Below are 20,310 nucleotides of genomic sequence, written 5' to 3' on the forward strand. Positions count from 1 at the left end.
TCATCGTTTCCAGCAAGCTCATCCGTGAATATATCTTGCATCCTTATACCAAGGTGAAAGATTTACGTACCAATGTCGAAACACTCGCTACGGCAGAGGTCTTGAACGGTAAAATTGATTTGTTTATCAAAGCCTATCTGCAACAGCTAAATCACGCTACTTCAGTGGGTAAAGAAGCACTTGATAATTTCAAGTAAATTTTGTAACTAGTGCAGAAAAAATTTGCCCAACTACAGCTAAAATCAAGAAACACAAGTAGAATAAAGAGCAATTTTTTAATCCAAAGCGCTCTATCTCTCATTAAACAAGCATTATGGATGTCCTAGAACTCAAACGCGAAATCGAAACGTTGTCTGGCCGCCTGGGTAAAACCCAGGACTATCTTTGACGTACCTGCACTGACAGCCAAAATTCAAGACCTCGAAAAAATATCCGCTCAACCAGAATTTTGGAATGAGCAAACCCAAGCCCAACAAACGCTACAAGAACTCAATGACCTGAAAGCCCACCTCCAGCAATACGATCGCTGGCACGCCAATCTAGAAGATACTAAGGCTGTTGTTGAGTTGTTGGAGTTAGAAACCGATGAGGCACTACTCCAAGAAGCGGAATCTACTATCACTAAACTAAATCGTGACCTTGACCAGTGGGAGTTACAACAGTTACTTTCTGGCCCCTATGATGCGGAAGGTGCTGTACTGACGATTAGTGCTGGTGCTGGTGGCACAGACGCTCAAGACTGGGCATTTATGCTGATGCGGATGTATACCCGTTGGGGCGAAGCTCACGGCTATAAAGTAACTTTAGCTGAAGAGTCGGAGGGTGATGAAGCCGGAATTAAATCGGCAACCCTAGAAATTACCGGTCGCTATGCCTATGGTTACTTGCGTTCAGAAATGGGTACACATCGCTTAGTGCGGATTTCACCTTTTAATGCTAACGGCAAGCGACAAACCAGTTTTGCTGGGGTGGAAGTGATGCCGCAGATTGATAACTCTGTGCAATTAGATATTCCAGACAAAGATTTGGAAATCACCACAACTCGCTCTGGTGGTAAAGGTGGGCAAAACGTCAACAAAGTAGAAACAGCAGTGCGGATTGTTCACCTTCCCACGGGTCTTGCCGTGCGCTGTACAGAAGAGCGATCGCAGCTGCAAAATAAAGAAAAAGCTCTAAATCGCCTCAAAGCAAAACTGTTGGTCATAGCTAAAGAGCAACGTGCCCAAGAAATTGCCGAAATTCGTGGCGATATGGTGGAAGCCTCTTGGGGAAACCAAATCCGTAACTATGTGTTTCACCCTTACCAAATGGTGAAAGATTTGCGTACAAGCATGGAAACAACAGGGATTAGCGATGTGATGAATGGCGAAATTGATACATTCATCCAAGCTTATCTGCGCCAAGAAAATAAACTGGTAGAAAACACTCCGGCATAGAGGCACTCGTTGCATAACATACCAATTGCTAAGGCGTTTCACTGAGGAACGCCTTAGCAATATATTGGCGATCGCAATTCTATCCCAGACCAACTGTTACAGTTATAAAAGAGTCTGTAGACAAATAACTATGAGCAACTCACCTTCAACAGAACCTCAACCTAGCTACGTCAAACTCGCCATGCGAAACATGGTGCGGAAGGGTGGAACTTCCCTAAAGCATTTTGGATTGACTGCTGTAGGGCTTTTAGCTCTGCTTGTTGGTCTTGCTTACCTCACTCATTAACGACAAATCGTAAACCTCAGACAAGGAGACTGTGTGCCCCTGAGAGTTGAACTATATGTGGAGGAGTATTTTTATGAGTTGTCCCCGACAACATCTGTAAAAATTGACGAGACTGATGACCGAATTACTCCTGAAACTTGGGAAAACTGGTTTAATCACTGGTTGGAAATACTTCAGCCTCAGATTCCACCAGCGCCAAGTTATGAAATCGGGCTACGTTTGACAGATGATTTACAAATTCAAGAACTGAATGCTCAATATCGTCAGCAAAATAAGCCGACAGATGTTTTAGCCTTTGCAGCTTTGGAGGTGGATTTTCCTCAAAGCAAAGAAATGCTTGCCTCTGTCCCATTATATTTAGGTGACATTATTGTGTCTGTAGATACAGCACAACGCCAAGCTCAACAACAAGAACATAGCTTACCAACCGAGCTGTCCTGGTTAGCTGCTCACGGTTTATTGCATCTGTTGGGCTGGGATCATCCTGATGAAAAAAGTTTGGAGCGAATGTTAAAACAGCAAGTGGGATTGCTGAATGCAATAGGTATTGCTATTGACATGGAATAGCAGTAGTTTAAGTATCTCTTAATGTCAATTTTGAGTAATACTTTTATAATACTTCTGTGGAAAATTGCCTAAAGATTGCCTCAAAGTTAATTCTGCCATTAAGATCGGCGAATATTCCCACTGTAGCAACTCTGTTCTTGTGTTTTTAAGTCTATGTCCCAAAAAATTTCTCCATCACCAACACCTACCTCGTTACAAACACTAGTGTCTAACGAACGGGAATTCTCCTGGAAAGTAGCCTCTAATTTATTTGTTAGTTTTAAATATGCCTGGGCTGGAATCAGCTATAGTTTTCAAACTCAACGTAATTTTCGCATCCATGTAAGTGTTTGTGCAATGGCGATCGCTTTAAGCGTTTTCTTGCATCTGCAAGCAGTGGAAATAGCGGTAATTGGTATAACTAGTGGTTTAGTTTTGGCATTAGAGTTACTAAATACAGCGATCGAGTCGGTTGTGGACTTAACCGTTAAGCAGACATACCATGATTTGGCAAAAATTGCTAAAGATTGTGCGGCTGGTGCAGTGCTTGTCTCTGCTTTCGTAGCGATGTTAGTAGCAGGTACGCTATTGCTCCCTCCTCTGGTAAAGTTAATTATATCGGCTTTGTAAACGTGATTTGCGTAGGCGAGCATTTACCGCAGGTATTGTCAATTGACTCACACTCTGTCCGATTCCCTTTGTAGAATATATTCAAAATTTAAATCGTGCGATGTCTACGACGGGCTATGCCAACGCACCAAGCATTCTGGCTAAAGGATTACTTGGTAATCTTTAGAAAGTGGCCGCAGAGTAGCCGCTTTATATTTACGTGTCTACGTCAGCATTATTTTTACACCTAACGAACAAATAGCATGAGATACTTATCTATGCTTTTTACAACTGATGAGTGGTAAAAACCAGGAGTGATGAGCTTTGATTATAGTTATAGACAATTACGATAGTTTTACATATAACTTAGTGCAATATCTGGGAGAATTGGCATCAGAGTTCCCAGTGGCAGATTATATTAAAGTTTTTCGTAACGACAAGATATCCATAGATGAAATTCGGGCATTAAAACCGGAAGCTGTGGTTATTTCTCCTGGGCCTGGTCGCCCGGAAGATGCCGGTATTTCTTTAGAATTGATTGAACAGCTAGGACAAGAATTACCAATTTTGGGTGTTTGTTTGGGACATCAAAGCATTGGTCAAGTGTTCGGTGGTAAAATAATTCCTGCTCCAGAGTTGATGCATGGCAAAACCTCTCAGGTGTCTCACACTGGAGTGGGAGTTTTCCGGGGATTAGAAAATCCTCTGACCGCCACTAGGTATCATAGTTTGGTAATCGAACGTGAGACTTGCCCAGATGTGTTAGAAATCACCGCTTGGGTTGAAGATAACACCATTATGGGAGTGCGACATCGGAACTATCCTCACATTCAGGGCGTCCAGTTTCACCCAGAGAGTGTCCTGACATCTTCAGGAAAACAGTTATTGCGAAATTTTCTGGAACAGTTACAGTCAAGAGCATAATTAATGAAACGACGACAGTTGATGGGCTATGCTGGGGCGGGGTTGGTAACAGCTTTGGTTACTACCTTGGGTTCTGAATCTCAAGCTGACGCACAATCTAGCGGTTTATCAGTTAAGTGGTTGGGTCATACTTGCTTTCTTTTTACTGGTGGTGGTGCGAAAGTTCTCGTCAATCCATTTCGGACGGTTGGCTGTACTGCTGGGTATCGTCCTCCAAAAGTTGCAGCAGATTTGGTACTGATTAGTAGCCAACTGCTTGATGAAGGTGCTGTGGATGTACTACCGGGAAATGCAAAACTGATCTACGAACCAGGAGTTTATGAGTTTAAAGGCATTAAATTCCAAGGAATTGCCATAGACCACGATCGCAAAGGTGGTAAGCAGTTTGGCTCAAATACCGCTTGGAGTTGGAAGCAAGGCGGAATTAATATCCTACACTTAGGCGGAGCCGCTGCACCCATTTCTATTGAGCAAAAAATCTTGATGGGGCGTCCCGATGTGGCATTTATTCCAGTGGGAGGCAGTGCAAAAGCCTACAATGCTGAGGAAGCAAAGCAGGCTGTTCAAGTTTTAAATCCCAAGTTAGTGATTCCGACTCATTACCGGACACAGGCTGCTGATGCTGCTAAGTGCGATCTTTCGCCATTGGATAATTTTCTGACTCTGATGCAAGGTATGCCAGTGCGGCGTAGCAATGAAGATAGTATTTCCATTAGCCCTGGTAAATTGCCGGAAAAGGGGGAAATTCAGGTTTTGAGTTACAAATTTTGAATAAAGGGGATTGGGGACACTTCGACAAGCTCAGTGCATCGCTGGGGATTGGGGACTGGGAAAAAACAGGGGAAGCAGGGGGAGAATAATGACTCCTGCCTCCACCTGATGAATTCTGAATTCTGATTTTAGAAAGTATACCACTCTCCGGTCAGCTTATCTGCGTCGCTGATGGGAGTCTCAACTGCTGTCGTTTCATTTATAGTCCAAATGTTGTCTGTACCTGCTGTCTGATCGCGCCAGTAGATATCAGTCTTGCCATCGCCGTTGAAATCACCAAGGGATGGTGTCAAGGCTGCGTTATTAGCTGGTAAGAAAGCTTCAGTAGCAACTGTTGTACCATCCATCAACCAAGCGGTGTTCTCACCAGTTGTGCCATTGTGCCAGAAGATATCGGTCTTGCCATCACCGTTGAAGTCACCAATTTTAGAAGTCCAGGATGAGTCAAGTGTACCTAAAGCACCTTCTGTGACTAGGATGCCATTCATCGTCCAAACCTTGTTCTCACCTGTTTGAGCGTTTCTCCACAGAATGTCTGTCTTAAAGTCGCCGTTGAAATCACCAAGGCTAGCAGTCCAGGCGGCATCTTGTGATTGTAGAGCAAAGTCAGTCTTTTGCGTACCATCCATAAACCAAGCGACGTTATCGCCAGTTGTCTGATTGCGCCAGAAGATGTCACTCTTGCCATTGCCGTCGAAATCAACAATGGTAGGAGTATACGCTGCGTCTGTAGTGTCTAGAACAGTTGCATTCAGAACTGTTGTACCATCCATCTCCCAAATAGCGTTCTCGCCAGTTGTGGCATTATGCCAGAAGATATCGGTTTTGCGATCGCCGTTGAAATCTCCAATCTGAGGACTCCAGGCTGGATCGACGCTACTTAGAGCAGCCGCACTACCAACTTTGGTGCCATCCATCAGAACAATGCTATTCTCACCGGTTGTCTTATTGCGTAATAAGAAGTCGGTTTTGCCATCTGCATTGAAGTCAGCAATTTTGTAATCATAGGCAGATAGGTCAAATTGACCTAAAGAACCCTGTTCGATAACTTTTGTGCCATCCATCAACCGAATGATAATCTCACCAGTTGAAGAATTTACCCAAACTTTATCCGTTTTACCATCACCGTTAAAGTCAGGAGTAATCGCCGCACTAGTTAAGTAAGGATTAGGATTGGGATTTGCTGACGTTTTAATAGGCGCAGTCACAGCTTGACTTTCTAGTGCTAGTGAAGAACTCTTATTTCCAAACCCCAAATCATAATTTAAACTCTTAAAAGAATCTGTCAAGATTTGTGATTTTGCAAAAGAATCTGATAACAATCGAGATGTATTCAAAGCTAAGGGTGAGGAATTTGAATTGTCAGGCATGGTGTATTTTTATTATTGGCTGCCATATTTTTTTAACTTTTTTTGGCAATCTCTTTCTGTAATGAAATAACATTTACCTGCTTTTCAACATTTCTTTATAACTATTTTTTATTTATTAATGTCACTCTTTGAAGATAAATATTTGTTTGTTTTAAACTATTATTCTAAAATTTTCAAGTTCTAGATAAGCAATTGCAAAATATGTTTTGTAAATTATATCTAATTATTTATAGATAAAGAATGATTATTTTATCTATATTCTTTGACGTTTGAAGGTTGTATCAAAAATCTAGCTGCGAACCAGTAATTTATTTTATGTTTAATTGGACAGACCTAATTAAGATAGAAGCGATCGCTTTTTTATTAGGGACTGAGTAGACATATTTTTTACTATGTATTGTTAAATGTCTAAAATCACAAAGTTTGTATAAAATAAACGTTTAAAACTTATTTAACTTCATGAATATCCTCAATTATTCGATAAGAACAAGATTTCTGAATCGTTTAAAAAGTAGGAAAACTGAGTCTTTCGAGATAATTGATTCTGATCCAATAATCTACAGCAGATTTCACGTTGGTGAGATAAACCAGCTAATTCTCTTAGCTAGGTATAAAGCGTGTTTTACTCCTGAATTCTGTATTCTGCTGTATAACTTAAGTGGAAACAAATATTGGTTAGAATAACTTAGATTAGCAACTATTAAGAGGCATCATCTGTGCATCTGCTAGTTGCCAAAAGTGTAAAATAACACAATACTTTTAGAAGTAGATCAACTATGCAAGCAGAATATCGGCAGCGTCGCGAACAGTTAATGGCAAAAATTGGTGATGGCACAGCCATTTTTCGCAGTGCGCCAATGGCGGTGATGCACAACGATGTCGAGTATGTTTATCGTCAAGAAAGTGATTTTTTTTACTTGACTGGTTTTAATGAGCCACAAGCAGTAGCAGTGTTAGCGCCGCATCATGCAGAACATCGGTTTGTGCTGTTTGTTCAACCGAAAGATCGCGAAAAGGAAGTATGGACTGGTTATCTTTGTGGGGTAAATGCAGCGAAGGAAATTTATGGTGCTGATGAAGCTTACCCCATTAGCGAGTTAGATGAAAAGTTACCGCAGTATTTAGAAAAAGCCAGCCGGATTTATTATCACTTAGGACGCGATCGCACTTTCAACGACCAAATCCTGGGACATTACCAAAGTTTACTGCGGACTTATCCTAAACGCGGTACAGGGCCGATCGCTATTGAAGATACTGGCCCTGTCCTTAACAGCATGAGATTGATCAAAAGCGAAGCTGAGTTGGAATTGATGCGTCAAGCAGCTGCGATCGCAACTGAAGCACACAATTATGCCCAAGAAATTGCTGCACCCGGACGTTATGAGTATGAAATCCAAGCGGAGATGGAACGTATCTTTCGAGTGCGGGGTGGAATGGGGCCGGCTTATCCTTCGATTGTGGCTTCCGGCGTGAATGCTTGCGTACTCCATTACATTGAAAATAATCGTCAAATGCAGGATGGAGAATTACTGCTAATTGATGCTGGTTGTGCCTATGGTTATTACAACTCGGATATTACCCGAACATTTCCCGTGGGAGGTAAATTTACGCCAGAACAAAAGACGCTGTATGAGATTGTTTTGGAGGCGCAAAAACAAGCGATCGCTCAAGTCCAACCAGGTAATCCCTTCAAATTAGTTCATGATACAGCAGTGCGCGTTCTCACAGAAGGTTTAGTCGAACTTGGCATTCTCAAAGGTGAAATCGATCAGTTAATTGAAGAAGAGAAATATAAGCCATATTATATGCACCGTACCAGTCATTGGTTAGGTTTAGATGTCCATGATGTCGGTGTTTATCAGCATGGTGAAGACAAACCACAAATTTTACAACCTGGTCAAATTTTGACAGTGGAACCAGGATTATATATTGTGCCAGATACCAAACTAGCAGAAGACCAGCCACAGACCGATCCTCGATGGCTTGGGATTGGCATTCGGATTGAGGATGATGTGTTAGTTACACCTGGGGGACATGAGGTGTTAACTGCGGGGGTTCCTAAAGAAATAGATGAAATCGAAAGATAGAAATGGCGATGGTAAGCTAATCAGCATTCAAGTTGCATAATCAGGGCGGGCTTTTCGGCCCACCCCACAAGATATTGAGAAAATTTTCATCTGCAAATTAGATGTGTTTTAGCTTGGACACCATCTCTAAGAAAAGCCCTGACGATTGAAATCGCGGCTATACAGACAAAACCCACCTCCGTGGGTTTAAAACCCTTGATTTTGTAATTAGTCCACGCAGGTGGACTTTGCCTGTGTAGCCGCGACTTCCAGTCGCCCAATACTTTTAAAACTCCACTTCTAAAGGAAAAATTGCGGTGAAAGTAGAACCAACGCCTACCTGCGAGGCTAGATTAATTTGACCTCGCAATAGTTTTACCAATCGCGAGACGATCGCTAATCCCAATCCTGTACTATCAGGAAGATAGGGGCGATCGCTAGAACTCACACGAAAGTAGGGTTCAAATATCTGGGCTTGGTCTTCGACTGCAATACCAACTCCAGTATCAGAAACTGCGAGCGCCCATCTCTGGTTCTCCAACACCTGACACATGATAATAATAGTCCCCGACTCTGTATAACGAATCGCATTACTAATAAGATTTGTAATAATTTGTTGCAATTGAAAAGAATCTGTGGATAATTTTTCAGGGATGCGATCGCAATCGACTACTATTTGTAAATTTTTTCCCGCAGCTAAAGGTTCCAACATTTCATACACATTATCGATTAATGCACGCACATCGATAGGTGCTAATTGGAGTTTTATCTGGCCCGCCTCATAGCGCGAAAGTTCTAGTACATCATTGATTAGATGAAGTAACTGTTTACCATTGCGTAGTACGCGCTCAATATGTTCTAAATTGGTATAGTTGTCTTTGATGTCAGGCTTTCGTCGTTGTTGGCGTAAAAATAAATCCGAATAACCAATAATAGAAGTTAGAGGATGTTTCAATTCGTGGGCTAGTTGGGAAACATACTCTTGATTAGCGCTAATTAACTGCGTAAGTTCCTCATTATGGAGCGTTAGTGATGCTTGCAACTTCTGTAATTCCCGCAAGCGTTCCTCAACATAACTCTTAAAACATCGAGCGATCGCTTCGTCGATGATAGCGTCAATCAAACGCATAGAACGAATTATCTCTGAGGGGATTCCCTCTAATAAATCCGGTTGTAGAGCATCAAATATTACTGTTCGCAGTAGATGATATTCTCTGGCAATTTCTGCCGGATCGAAGCCTTGTTCGGCTCGAATCGCTCCATGCTGAAAACTGGCAGTAACTATTGACTGAATATCATTATCCTGAGATTTTGAAAGCACTGTCACCATAGCTTTCAAAACATCAGGGATGTGATCCTTTACCGCTGTATAAGATAGGTCATCAGCACTTTCAATCCGTCTATCCTTGCGAACAGCTAAAATCCATTTATCAAGGATGGTATCCGTTTTTTCAGCCAGTACTTGACTAAAATCCATTATGTTAAATTCAGCTAGGAGATAGATGAGTAAACTTCCATATCCAAATATTTTAGCGATTAGAGTCGTTTTCTAGCAAAATTAATGATATATTTCACCTACCAAAAGAAATAGATTTTACATATTTTTTAGTTGCTTAATTTAATCTCAGTAAATAAAAACTAAAAAGTATAATATATAGCTTAACAGAGTAAATTAAAGTCTAGCAGTTAACAGCTTTGATAGTTGACGTACTTAAATTATTTAGCCCACTGTGCAAGGATTTAATTCACAAGATAACCAAAATTAGAAATTTTATAGATTCTCCAAAAGCCAGGGTATGGAGTCAATTTAAGTAATAAAAAGAACATTATCTATCAGAAAACAGATACTTTCACTGAAGCATTGATGTTATATTATGTATATTAATGTTATAATCTACATAACTTTGTATTTACTTAGAGTAAGTCAGCCTAATTCAGCAGATCGCAGTGCGTGATGTTGGAGCGGAGGAACCAAATTGTGGGGCGTATCTCAAAGAAAGTGAGGAGTTGGAAGTTACTTTAGTAAATATTCAACTCGTAACTTATAACTTTCTTAAGAAGGGCATCTCTCAGCCCTAGCCCGTCAGCTAACTTCGTAGGCATTGAGAGGAGACTGAAGAGACGGCATTTTTATAATGTTCCGATCTCATCAGTGTCCAAGGCTGGTACTGCTCAACTTTTTTGTACCTGCACTTAAATCTGCTGAGGTCATAAATGATATTTCAACTAAATTTAGTGGCGATCGCAGCGATCGCTGGACAAGCAACTTGGAAAAAGGCAAAACCGATCATCCTTAGAGATGTATTCATTTTACCTCTATTAGGCTTCTTGGGAATAATAGTGTTGTGGTGGATTATTGCACTTGCCAATCATGAGTTAATGCCCACCCCACCAGAAGCGCTAATTGCGAATCTAGACTACATCTTAAATCCCTTCTACCAGAGGGGCCCAGGCAACTTAGGAATTGGTTGGTTGTTGATAGCAAGTCTGCGTCGGGTATTGCTGGGCTTTTTGTTAGGTGCGGTAGTAGCGATTCCTCTGGGGTTTCTAATTGGGATGTCTAGATCGGCAATGCTAGCGCTTAATCCGATCGTTCAAATTTTTAAACCTGTATCGCCCCTAGCTTGGCTACCCATCGCCTTAGCAATTTTCAACTTAGCAGAGCCTTCCGCCATTTTTGTGATATTTGTTACTTCCTTATGGCCGACAATTATTAATACCGCCTTAGGAGTTTCTAGCGTTCCCAAAGATTATTTAGATGTGGCACGAGTTTTGGAAATGCCACGTTGGCGAAGGATTACAAAAATAATTTTGCCTGCAAGTTTACCGTACATTTTTACCGGCTTACGAATTAGTTTGGGAATAGCTTGGTTGGTTATCGTTGCGGTGGAAATGCTCACAGGCGGTATTGGTATTGGCTTTTTTGTCTGGGATGAATGGAGTCGCTTAAACCTAAGTTCAGTATTTTTAGCCGTTTTCATAATTGGCTTAACTGGGTTAATTTTAGATTACGCCGTGGGTAAAATTCAAGAATTTGTCACCCATCGCCCTACAACTTCTAACTAACAAAATTTGGCTGAGTTCAAAACAGCAAAATCTAACAATACTCTGCACCGATAGCGTGAGTAATTAATCACCAATGGAGCTACAAAAATGGGTGATAATAACTGGACTCGACGAGATTTTATCAAAGGAATCGGAGCAACCACAACCGGAATAGCGTTATCTTCCTGTGCGATTTCAGGAGATCGATCCGCCAAAGGACTAACAGAAGAAGCCTTAGCTGTACAACCACTAGTTAGATCCCAAGACCTAGAAAAATCCGATCTCACCATTGGATACGTTCCCGTTAATGATTGTGCGCCATTTGCGATCGCTTGGAAAAAAGGCTTCTTCCGCAAATATGGTTTGAACGTCACACTCAACCGCGAAGCCAGTTGGGCTACTTCCCGCGACGGTTTAATATTTGGTCGTCTGGATGCTTCACCCGTAGTATCTGGTGCCGTCACCAACGCTAGAATTGGTGCCGAAGGCGCACGCCACGCCCCCTTGTGTGCAGCCATGACCATTCATCGCCACGGTAACGCCATGACGATGAACAAAGCCATGTGGGATTTTGGGCTGCGTCCGTGGTACGAGTATCAAGAACAATATGGTGATGGCGCGCTAGAAGCCTTTGGACGCGATTTCCGAGGCTACTTTGACAAGCAACCATCAGAAAACAGAGTTTGGGCAGTAGTATTAAGTTCCGCTATTTACGAATACTTTATCCGTTACTTATCCGCTGCCGCAGGTGTCGATCCGCTTAAAGAGTTTCGCGTCATCATCGTTCCGCCCCCCCAAATGGTAACAAACGTGCGGATTGGTGCAATGCAAGCTTACATGGTTGCAGAACCTTGGAATACACGAGCAATAACAGGTAACGAAAACATCGGCTTTACCTTCGCACAAGGTAAAGAAGTCTGGTTGGGGCACCCAGATCGTTTGTTAGGGGTGATGGAATCTTTCATTGACAAATATCCCAAAACCTATCGTTCCCTTGTCAAGGCGATGATTGAAGCTTGCCAATATTGCAGCAAAGTAGAAAACCGCCAAGAAGTTGCCGAACTACTTACAGAACGTTCCTTTACAGGTGCTAGACCCAAAAAGAAAGATGCCCCAATCGCGAAATTTACAAGTCCGGGAATTCTCGGCAACTATAACTATGGCGGCTTTGACGGCAAAGACCGCACCATCAAAGCTGCTGACACCACGATTTTCTTTGATATTCCTGACAACCTTCCTAAACAGCCAGGAGAACACTCAACATTCTTATGGAGATCCAGAAGTATCTGGTTAATGACACAAGCAGCGCGATGGGGACAAATTAAGGAATTTCCCAAAAATGCCGAGAAACTTGCCCAACAAGGTTGGAGAACAGATTTATATCGGGACATAGCATCAGAAATGGGCATCGAATGTCCCAAGGATGATTACAAGGTCGAACCACCAGAAGTATTTATAGATAAGAAAGGTTTCGATCCTAGCGATCCGGTAGGTTATCTGAATAGTTTCGCCATCAGGGCTAACGCTCCCTCTCGTTTTTTCATGTCTTAAATTCCAAGTTTAAATTTTGATTGATGACAAAATTATTTGCGGAGCATTTGATGATGGAATATACCTCATTACCGATTAATACCCAGAACAAATTTCTGCCCCGCGCTGGATTTTTAGAAATTGAAAATTTAGTCAAGTCTTATCCGACACCTGATAAAGATAACTTTGTCGTTTTAGATGGAGTTAATCTGACGATCGGTGAAGATGAATATATTTCTGTAATTGGTCACTCTGGTTGTGGAAAATCAACTCTACTAAAGATCGTAGCTGGTTTAGAAAAAGCCACTTCCGGCTCAGTCAGGCTAGATGGGAAAGAAATTCGTCAGCCGGGAGCCGAAAGGATGATGGTATTTCAGAACTATTCGCTGTTACCTTGGTTAACAGTGCGAGAAAATATCCGTTTAGCCGTAGATGAAGTGTTAAAAAATGCTAATCGATCTGAAAAAATCAGCATTGTAAATCAACACTTGGCAATGGTAAACTTGACGGCGGCGGCTGACAAATATCCCGATGAAATTTCTGGAGGTATGAAACAACGAGTAGGTATTGCCAGAGCCTTAGCAATTCGTCCCAAAATGTTGCTGATGGATGAACCTTTTGGGGCACTAGATGCACTAACTCGTGGCAAATTGCAGCGGCAGGTATTGGATATTTGGGAAAATAATCGTCAAGCAGTGATGATGATTACCCACGATGTAGACGAAGCAATTTATATGTCCGATCGCATCGTTTTGATGACCAATGGTCCAGCTGCTAGTATTGGGGAGATTTTAGAAGTTCCTTTTGAGCATCCACGCGATCGCGCCGCCATGCGAAACTCAAAAGAGTATTTTGAACTCCGCAACCACGCCTTAAATTTCCTAGATCGATATTTTGCCCAAGACGAGTAAATTAGATTATCATTTTTTCAGTGGGTAGCCTAATTCAAATTCATGAAAGCTGGATTTGGAACGGAGGAACCAATGTTTGGGGCTAATCTTGCAGAGAGCAGCAATTTAAGAGTAAAAAACTTTAACTCAGCACTCAGCACGGGCTATACGCCCCGCTTACGCTAACAGCACTCCTAAGAGAGAGACACCTTCCAGTCTTAGCCCGTCAGCTAACTCCGTAGGCAATGGAAGGAACCCCCAAGACTTTGGCTGTAATACAGTTATTATTGGGGTTTCCTTGACTGAATTTCAGATTTGAGATTTTGGCTATCGTTACTCAATCTAAAATCCAAAATCGTTCGACTGAGCGTAGCCGAAGTCCAAAATCCAAAATTTGTCCCCCTGCTTCTCATTGCTAATTCATTTCATTAGGAGAAGTAAAGCTGTGCAAATTAAGCCAATGTTAGCACGTCTGCAAAGTGCCACGGGTCGAGATGACTTAATTGAACAAATGGTACTGCTGCCAGAACCAAACAAACCTTTTTCTACAAAACCTCAAAAAGCGAAAGCAGTTAATCTAATTGTTGCTTATGACGCATCTCCCAACAGTCATACGGCATTAGATATTGCCTTTTGGATTGCCCATCAAACGCGTTTGGCCACCAATACAGAAGTTACAGTTCAAGCCGTTTATGTAGTAGAAGATAATCAAAGCAATCAGTATCCAAATATCTTAAGCTTTCCACAACAACAGCGTTCATTGGAATGTCAAGTTAGTGAAGTATCAAAGTCTGTCACACAGGTATTAACTCAACCTAAATTACAGACAGCGATCGCTCCTCTACAACAAGCAGATATAATTCTCTGGCAAGCACGGAGTCTGGCTGAAGAATGGCAAGGTTCCTTCAAATCTCACCTGCGGTTTGGCTCCATTTCCACAGAACTTAACAAAGTTGTTGAATCAGAAAGTGCCGATATTCTATTTTTAGGTTGCAACTCTGTCAATCATCCCATGATTGAGGCTCTAGGTTCTAATTTCCCCTGTGCCGTTTTGGGTATTCCCAGTTGTATTGATGAATAATCGCTGTTTAAAATTTCAGTAATTTTTGTCAAATTTTGATCGAAGAAAAGTCACTTACAAGTAGGTGACTTTTTTGCTACTCAATAAATACACTTCGAGAGGTAGTATGTGGAAAACTGGCAAGCATTTATAGAAGCCAATGCAATACTCCTAAGGCTAAAAAATAAAAATGTGTAGGTTGGTTTGAGGGACAAAACCCAACCTACGAATTAACAATCTTGATAAATTTGCCAAATTCGTGCAATAATGTCCTACCGTCTCTGAATGGGAAGCCCTATAAGCACTTAAGTGCTTACTAGAAACATATCTTAACCTGTCATAATGTTTGTGGCAGACGACTAATACCCAATCAGATGTAAAACGTCGCGCAGGACACTATAACCAGCTAAATCCCAAAGTAAATAGGCAAGAAAGCCAATAGCTGCCAAGCGACCATTCCAAATTTCCGCTTGAGGAGTCCAACCAAACAAAAATGCATTGCGGTCTATACCATTGTATGCGGGTGCAACAACTGGTAAATCGGTAGAAGGACGAGTTTCTTGAGTTGCCATTTTTTTCTCCGAAATCTAATAGTTTTTTAGGTGTTTAGTTTCTAGTAGCCAATCAGATGTAAAACGTCACGCAAGACGCTATAACCAGCTAAATCCCAAAGTAAATAAGCTAGAAAGCCAATAGCTGCCAAGCGACCGTTCCAAATTTCCGCTTGAGGAGTCAAGCCAAACAAAAATGCATTGCGATCTATGCCGTTGTATTCGGGTGCAACAACTGGTAAATCAGTAGAAGGGCGAGTTTCTTGAGTTGCCATTTTTTTCTCCGAAATCTAATAGTTTTTTAGGTGTTTAGTTTCTAGTAGCCAATCAGATGTAAAACATCACGCAAGACGATATAACCAGCTAAATCCCAAAGCAAATAGGTAACAAAGCCAATCATTGCAAAACGACCGTTTAAATGCCTTCAACAATTCCTTTGTTAACTTTAATGTAGCTATTAATAACTAGAATGCTTTCTGTCTATAGGCACAAAAGACAAGCACTTCTTCTGGCCGATGCTCAAACGTATTGTTATAAATAAATCCACCTAGAGAGAGTGATAAAAATAGATATTTAAATAAATCTAAACTATTTGAAAACAAACTATTATTAAAATAAAACTAATCACTATAAATTAAATAATTAAAATTAGCACTACATAAGCAATATTGCTTGCCAATTTAATTATGTTTTTTACCAAGAGATAGCAAAAGTTATATCTTCCGCTGTATGAGGGTTTCAGCCTTTGGAGAGATGCTTTAAAGAGGTAAATTCTACGATTCTGATCTAAAGAGTTAGGTATTGCCAATAGGTACAAACATAATAAATACTAAGAGTTGCTTCTCAAGAAATTCTTAATTCCCCCAAATTTAAACTTAGTAGGTAGAAGGAAATCCAATGTTCCAAAGTACGGAAATCATGGTGGGACTCTACAAACCACTATTGTGGTTAGCACAAGTTCCAGTAGAATCCTCAAACGTCACGCCAGAACAGGCATCAGTTCTCATTTCTGGGCCGCGCTTTTTTGTGGCTTTAATCTCCGGTGTGATTCTTGCCTTTGCTTTCCAATTAGTTCTAACTAATCTCTCCCTTGCAGCCGGTATTTCCTACCTGGGGCACTCATCTGATTCGGATTCAGATAATGGGGAAGTCGGAAGTTTGGGCGGCAGCATTCGTAAAATCGGCACAGCAGTCGGGATTTGGACATTAATCACTGTGACTGTCGCCTTATTAATCGCTTCTTATCTAGCAGTAAAATTGAGCCTTGTGATCTCAGATCGGGGATTGGGAGCGATTCTCGGTTTGGTGATTTGGGGTGCTTACTTTTTGCTTCTAGTTTGGGTAAGTTCCACCACCGTAGGCTCCTTAATTGGCTCAGTTGTCAATACGGCAACATCTGGCTTTCAGGCGATTATGGGGACTGCTACCGCCGCACTAGGTGCCAAAGCTGTGAATAGCCAAGTGGTAGCCACAGCTGAAGCCGCCGCCGCCGCTGTCCGTCGAGAACTCGGAAGCGCCATCGACCCCGTAAGTATCCGGGAAAACATTGAAGATTACTTAGAAAAGATCCGTCCTCCCGAACTCGATGTGTCAAAGATTCGGAGTGATTTTGAAAATTTACTCAACGATCCGCAATTAAAAGCGATCGCTGGGACTCCAGATATCCGCAACATCGACCGCCAAAAGTTTATCGAGTTAGTCAGCAGCCGCACCGATCTTTCCAAAAAAGATGTTAGTCGCATTGCTGATACCTTGTATAAAGTTTGGCAGCAAGTGGTAAGTCAACAACCACCCACCGAAGACCGTTTGGGTGAGTTAATGGATTATCTGAAATCGCTTCCAGCAGGACAAAATAAAACAGACGAACTCAACACCAAGCTAGATCGGTTATTAGCAGAAAAGCGTGATTCCAAAGAATCTGACCAAAAGGCAGCTACCGGGCCAGTTCAAAGTACACTTCAGCAAGGGCTATCTGCCTTAAGCGCCATTGTGTTGGGACGCACAGATTTGTCTGATTTGGATGTAGAAAAAATCTTGGGTAGTCTCACCACCGCCAAAGATAAAGTCACCCAACAAGCAGATAAGTTAGGCTTGCCAACCCCATCACAACCCTATAGCCCAATTCGGGCTGATGTCGAAAACTACCTGCACAACACTTATGCTTGGCAACTGAGTCCAGAAAAAATTGCCCAGGAATTTCATGATGTCATCTACGACCCAGCAGCTGACCCTGGAATCGTCCGTAGGGAACTAGAACGACTATCCCGCAATGATTTTGCCAATATTCTGCAACAACGGGGATTGCTGACTCAAAGTCAAATTCAGCGCATTGCAAATCAGCTAGAAACTGTCCGCCAAGAAGTGCTAATAACAGTGAGAGCTGTTGAAGAAAGAGATATCGTCCAAGACTTGCAACGCGCAGTAGAAAGTTATCTGCTCGTTACTCCCAAGGCAGATTTGACACCCGAAGGCATTGAGCAGAATTTTAAACCACTGTTGGAAGATTCAGAGGCAGATTACGAAACCCTGACATTGCGACTAGCGCACCTTGACCGCCAAGAAATTCGGGAGATATTGTTACAACGTAATGATGTCCAGTTATATGAAGTAGACAGCATTCTCGATGAGTTTGAAAAACAACGCGATCGCGTCTTGGTAGAATCCAAAGGATTGGCAGAACAGGCACAATATCAAGCAGAAACCCTGTGGCTAAATGTAGAATCATATCTGCGTAACACAGGCAAATCAGAACTGAATCCTGATGGCATCCGCGCCGACTTCAAAAAGCTACTAGAAGATCCGCAAGCTGGAATTACCTCAATTCGGGCACGCTTGTCTCGCTTTGACCGCGATACCTTAGTGCAATTGTTGAGTCAGCGGGAAGATTTGAGTGAAGATCAAGTTCATCAAATCATCAATGCTACTGAAGAGTCGTGGTACAGTATTCGCCACACACCCCAAGCTGTAGTCGATAAAGCTAAAGAGCAATACGACTCTGTGACGACAATGATCGCAGATTATCTTCGGAATACTGGTAAACAAGAACTCAATCCAGAAGGTATTCAGCGAGATTTGACCAGATTGTTTGAAAATCCCAAAGAGGGAGCCGTCGCACTGCGCCGTCGCTTGTCGCAGGTAGACCGGGATACACTGGTTAAATTACTCAGTCAACGCCAAGACTTGAGTGAAGAACAAGTTAATGAAATCATTGATTCTACCCAAACTTCGATTCGTAACTTTGTGCGTGCGCCTCGTCGCCTAGCTAGCCGTACACAACAAAGAGTAGAATCATTCAAAGGTTATTTGGAAGAGTATCTGCGCCAAACTGGTAAAGAAGAACTCAATCCTGAAGGTATCAAACGCGACCTGCAATTATTGTTGCACGATCCGCGAGTCGGCGTAGAAAGTTTTGGCGATCGCCTTTCCCAGTTTGACCGTGATACCATTATTGCCCTGCTGAAAATTCGGGAAGATATTTCTGATGAAGAAGCAGCGCGGATTGCCGATAACATAGTGTCCGTAAGGGAGCAATTTGTCGAACAAGTACGGAGCATTCAACGGGGCATTCAAGATGCTATTGATGGGGTTTTTGCCCGCATTCGCAACTATCTTAACTCCCTGGATCGCCCAGAACTTAACTATGATAGTCTTAAGCGCGATATTCGCACAGTTTTTGACGATCCCCAAGCAGGTTTCGATGCCCTGCGCGATCGCCTATCCTCCTTTGACCGTGATACCCTAGTGGCAATTATGAGTTCTCGTGAGGACATCTCCGAAGAAGATGCCAACCGAATCATCGACCAAATTGAACGGGCGCGCAACACAGTATTGCAACGTGCAGAACGCATACAGCACGAAGCCCAACGCCGACTAGAACAGGTAAAGCATCAAGCACAGCGGCAAGCAGAAGAAACCCGCAAAGCCGCAGCTACAGCAGCGTGGTGGCTGTTTGCCACAGCATTCGTCTCCGCCATTTTCTCTGCATTAGGAGGAGCGATCGCTGTAGTTTAACAAGTTGTCTCCGCTAACTTTTCAGCCTCCCGGAATGGGAGGCTTTTCTATGTCAAGGACGCATACTCCTACGCAGAAGCAAGCTACGCGTAGCGTCTGTTAGAGAAGAAAGAAAAGGACGAAATACGTATTGGCAGATTTCGTGTAACTATGCCTTTCAATATAGTCATATATGAATATCCTTTACTGCTCTAATCTCAGCAATTAGATGGGTGAAAATAGATTTTCTTTAATGTTTTAATATTACTAAATAACTTGCAATTCAATCTCAGCCTCTTATCAATCCATGACTCCGTAATTTTTGCAAGTTAATAATTTTTACCTAAGTAGCAATCTCAAACAATGGAAAATACATTAGTTGATAAAACCTTCCGTGACAGCAATGGCAAAATTGTTTTGGCTGAAATGCCAAACCCACCACTGATTCTTTGGATAGTAGCTAGTTTACTAACCCTAGTTTTTACAAGTGGTAAAATCAATACAGTGTTAGACTTTCTGGCAAATGGCTCATTGTTTACTTGGGCGTGGATGGAGCTATTTCAAGGCGTTAATTATTTTCGCAGAGCGCTAGGTCTTGCCGTATTGATTGCTATGATCGTATATAAAATTCAGTAAAACTAAATAATTAAGTAACAAATAATACTAAAATAATAGGAGTTTATCAACTCCTTTTTTTGTCCAAAGTTCCAAATGTGAATAAAGTCATACTGAAGTTATGACTTTATTCCACTGTGTTTTCTGATTTAGTATTTTAAATTAAGAGCAATACAGCAAATCAATTAACTCGTGCAACAAACAAAACTTCCTGTAAAGTTAATAGGTAAGAATATCTGTTCCCAAATTATTGATAAATGCTGTAGAAAACTCAAAAAAATTAATTGATGGAGATTTGAACATGAAACGTATTTTATTAGGTGCATTACTTGCTCTCCCATTTGCAATTTCCTCCTTGCCGTCACAAGCATCAGCAGCAGAAATTATTGTTATACCCAATGTTCATAGAACTGCTATTGTGCGTAAACCTGTTGTCGTTCGATATCAACGAAAGTTAATTCCTGCACATTGGGAAACAGTACGACGCGGTAACAGATGGGTTAAAGTTAGAGTTCCTGCTCGTTATGTAAATGTCAGAGTTTAATATCTAAATAGAGGCTAACAACTAAAGTTGTTAGCCTCTATTAGTTAAGATTTTGTCGCTGAATAAGACTTATATCA

General features: G+C 41.8%; 19 protein-coding genes, 1 pseudogene and 2 riboswitches. Of the genes and pseudogenes, 15 read left to right on the forward strand and 5 right to left on the reverse strand.

All coding sequences use genetic code 11. From position 1 onward, the window contains the following. Positions 1–35 precede the first annotated feature (35 nt). The 7 genes from V7K44_RS20505 to V7K44_RS20535 all read left to right on the forward strand — a co-directional run bounded on the left by V7K44_RS20505 (position 36) and on the right by V7K44_RS20535 (position 4,572). The gene (locus tag V7K44_RS20505; protein WP_334933799.1) at positions 36–197 is read left to right on the forward strand and encodes a hypothetical protein; all 162 of its coding nucleotides are present in this window, start codon (positions 36–38) and stop codon (positions 195–197) included. A gap of 116 nt (positions 198–313) precedes the next feature. Further along, positions 314–1,436, forward strand: a protein-coding gene (prfB, locus tag V7K44_RS20510) for a peptide chain release factor 2 (RefSeq protein WP_334933801.1) whose coding sequence is annotated in 2 segments (ribosomal slippage) — positions 314–385 and positions 387–1,436 — 1,122 coding nt in all. Because the reading frame shifts where the segments join, the coding sequence is not laid out codon by codon here. Positions 1,437–1,566: 130 nt separating this feature from the next. Continuing rightward, on the forward strand, positions 1,567–1,722 hold the full coding sequence (locus V7K44_RS20515) for a DUF3285 domain-containing protein (RefSeq protein WP_094350437.1): 156 nt from the start codon (positions 1,567–1,569) through the stop codon (positions 1,720–1,722). A gap of 39 nt (positions 1,723–1,761) precedes the next feature. After that, positions 1,762–2,289, forward strand: coding sequence for an rRNA maturation RNase YbeY (gene ybeY / locus V7K44_RS20520; protein ID WP_334933858.1), 528 nt, complete (start codon positions 1,762–1,764; stop codon positions 2,287–2,289). Between the two features lie 153 nt (positions 2,290–2,442). Continuing rightward, positions 2,443–2,898, forward strand: coding sequence for a diacylglycerol kinase (locus V7K44_RS20525; protein ID WP_334933803.1), 456 nt, complete (start codon positions 2,443–2,445; stop codon positions 2,896–2,898). Between the two features lie 303 nt (positions 2,899–3,201). Further along, complete coding sequence (locus V7K44_RS20530; RefSeq protein WP_334933805.1) at positions 3,202–3,801, forward strand: anthranilate synthase component II; 600 nt, start codon at positions 3,202–3,204, stop codon at positions 3,799–3,801. A 3-nt stretch (positions 3,802–3,804) separates the two neighbouring features. Further along, a complete protein-coding gene (locus V7K44_RS20535; RefSeq protein WP_334933806.1) occupies positions 3,805–4,572 on the forward strand; it encodes an MBL fold metallo-hydrolase in 768 nt (255 codons plus the stop codon). Between the two features lie 128 nt (positions 4,573–4,700). On the opposite strand, the gene V7K44_RS20540 is transcribed toward V7K44_RS20535, so the two are convergent. Next, positions 4,701–5,942 carry an FG-GAP repeat domain-containing protein gene (locus V7K44_RS20540; RefSeq protein ID WP_334933808.1) on the reverse strand — a complete coding sequence of 414 codons (1,242 nt, stop codon included), beginning with the start codon at positions 5,940–5,942 and terminating at the stop codon, positions 4,701–4,703. 776 nt (positions 5,943–6,718) lie between these two features. Between V7K44_RS20540 and V7K44_RS20545 the strand changes: the two genes are divergently transcribed. Beyond that, a complete protein-coding gene (locus V7K44_RS20545; protein WP_334933810.1) occupies positions 6,719–8,029 on the forward strand; it encodes an aminopeptidase P N-terminal domain-containing protein in 1,311 nt (436 codons plus the stop codon). A 265-nt stretch (positions 8,030–8,294) separates the two neighbouring features. On the opposite strand, the gene V7K44_RS20550 is transcribed toward V7K44_RS20545, so the two are convergent. Then, positions 8,295–9,485, reverse strand: a complete 1,191-nt coding sequence (locus V7K44_RS20550) for a sensor histidine kinase (RefSeq protein ID WP_334933812.1) — start codon at positions 9,483–9,485, stop codon at positions 8,295–8,297. Positions 9,486–9,924: 439 nt separating this feature from the next. After that, positions 9,925–10,125, forward strand: a riboswitch (cyclic di-AMP (ydaO/yuaA leader). A gap of 97 nt (positions 10,126–10,222) precedes the next feature. On the opposite strand from V7K44_RS20550, the gene ntrB reads away from it, so the two are divergent. From ntrB to V7K44_RS20570, 4 genes are all read left to right on the forward strand, one after another. Then, positions 10,223–11,074 carry a nitrate ABC transporter permease gene (ntrB, locus tag V7K44_RS20555; protein ID WP_334933814.1) on the forward strand — a complete coding sequence of 284 codons (852 nt, stop codon included), beginning with the start codon at positions 10,223–10,225 and terminating at the stop codon, positions 11,072–11,074. A gap of 87 nt (positions 11,075–11,161) precedes the next feature. Continuing rightward, positions 11,162–12,604, forward strand: coding sequence for an ABC transporter substrate-binding protein (locus tag V7K44_RS20560; RefSeq protein WP_334933816.1), 1,443 nt, complete (start codon positions 11,162–11,164; stop codon positions 12,602–12,604). 53 nt (positions 12,605–12,657) lie between these two features. Beyond that, positions 12,658–13,494 (forward strand): ABC transporter ATP-binding protein, encoded by an 837-nt coding sequence (locus tag V7K44_RS20565; protein WP_334933860.1) that lies wholly within the window; start codon positions 12,658–12,660, stop codon positions 13,492–13,494. Between the two features lie 37 nt (positions 13,495–13,531). Next, positions 13,532–13,733, forward strand: a riboswitch (cyclic di-AMP (ydaO/yuaA leader). 200 nt (positions 13,734–13,933) lie between these two features. Continuing rightward, a complete protein-coding gene (locus V7K44_RS20570; protein WP_334933862.1) occupies positions 13,934–14,554 on the forward strand; it encodes a universal stress protein in 621 nt (206 codons plus the stop codon). Positions 14,555–14,892: 338 nt separating this feature from the next. Here the strand turns inward: V7K44_RS20570 and V7K44_RS20575 are convergent, their stop codons facing one another. From V7K44_RS20575 to V7K44_RS20585, 3 genes and pseudogenes are all read right to left on the reverse strand, one after another. Beyond that, entirely contained in the window at positions 14,893–15,105 is a 213-nt protein-coding gene (locus tag V7K44_RS20575) for a high light inducible protein (protein ID WP_094350427.1), read from the reverse strand. Between the two features lie 41 nt (positions 15,106–15,146). Beyond that, positions 15,147–15,359 (reverse strand): high light inducible protein, encoded by a 213-nt coding sequence (locus tag V7K44_RS20580; RefSeq protein WP_334933818.1) that lies wholly within the window; start codon positions 15,357–15,359, stop codon positions 15,147–15,149. Between the two features lie 41 nt (positions 15,360–15,400). Then, positions 15,401–15,499: pseudogene (locus V7K44_RS20585) on the reverse strand (high light inducible protein); the annotation flags it as partial. Positions 15,500–15,981: 482 nt separating this feature from the next. On the opposite strand from V7K44_RS20585, the gene V7K44_RS20590 reads away from it, so the two are divergent. The 3 genes from V7K44_RS20590 (at position 15,982) to V7K44_RS20600 (ending at position 20,233) form a co-directional block, all read left to right on the forward strand. Next, positions 15,982–19,095 carry an MFS transporter gene (locus tag V7K44_RS20590; RefSeq protein WP_334933820.1) on the forward strand — a complete coding sequence of 1,038 codons (3,114 nt, stop codon included), beginning with the start codon at positions 15,982–15,984 and terminating at the stop codon, positions 19,093–19,095. A gap of 342 nt (positions 19,096–19,437) precedes the next feature. After that, complete coding sequence (locus V7K44_RS20595) at positions 19,438–19,710, forward strand: hypothetical protein (RefSeq protein WP_099101159.1); 273 nt, start codon at positions 19,438–19,440, stop codon at positions 19,708–19,710. 280 nt (positions 19,711–19,990) lie between these two features. Next, positions 19,991–20,233 carry a hypothetical protein gene (locus tag V7K44_RS20600; RefSeq protein ID WP_334933822.1) on the forward strand — a complete coding sequence of 81 codons (243 nt, stop codon included), beginning with the start codon at positions 19,991–19,993 and terminating at the stop codon, positions 20,231–20,233. Positions 20,234–20,310: the final 77 nt, after the last annotated feature.

This window comes from Nostoc sp., from assembly GCF_036917235.1.
In the GTDB taxonomy this organism is placed as follows: domain Bacteria; phylum Cyanobacteriota; class Cyanobacteriia; order Cyanobacteriales; family Nostocaceae; genus Nostoc.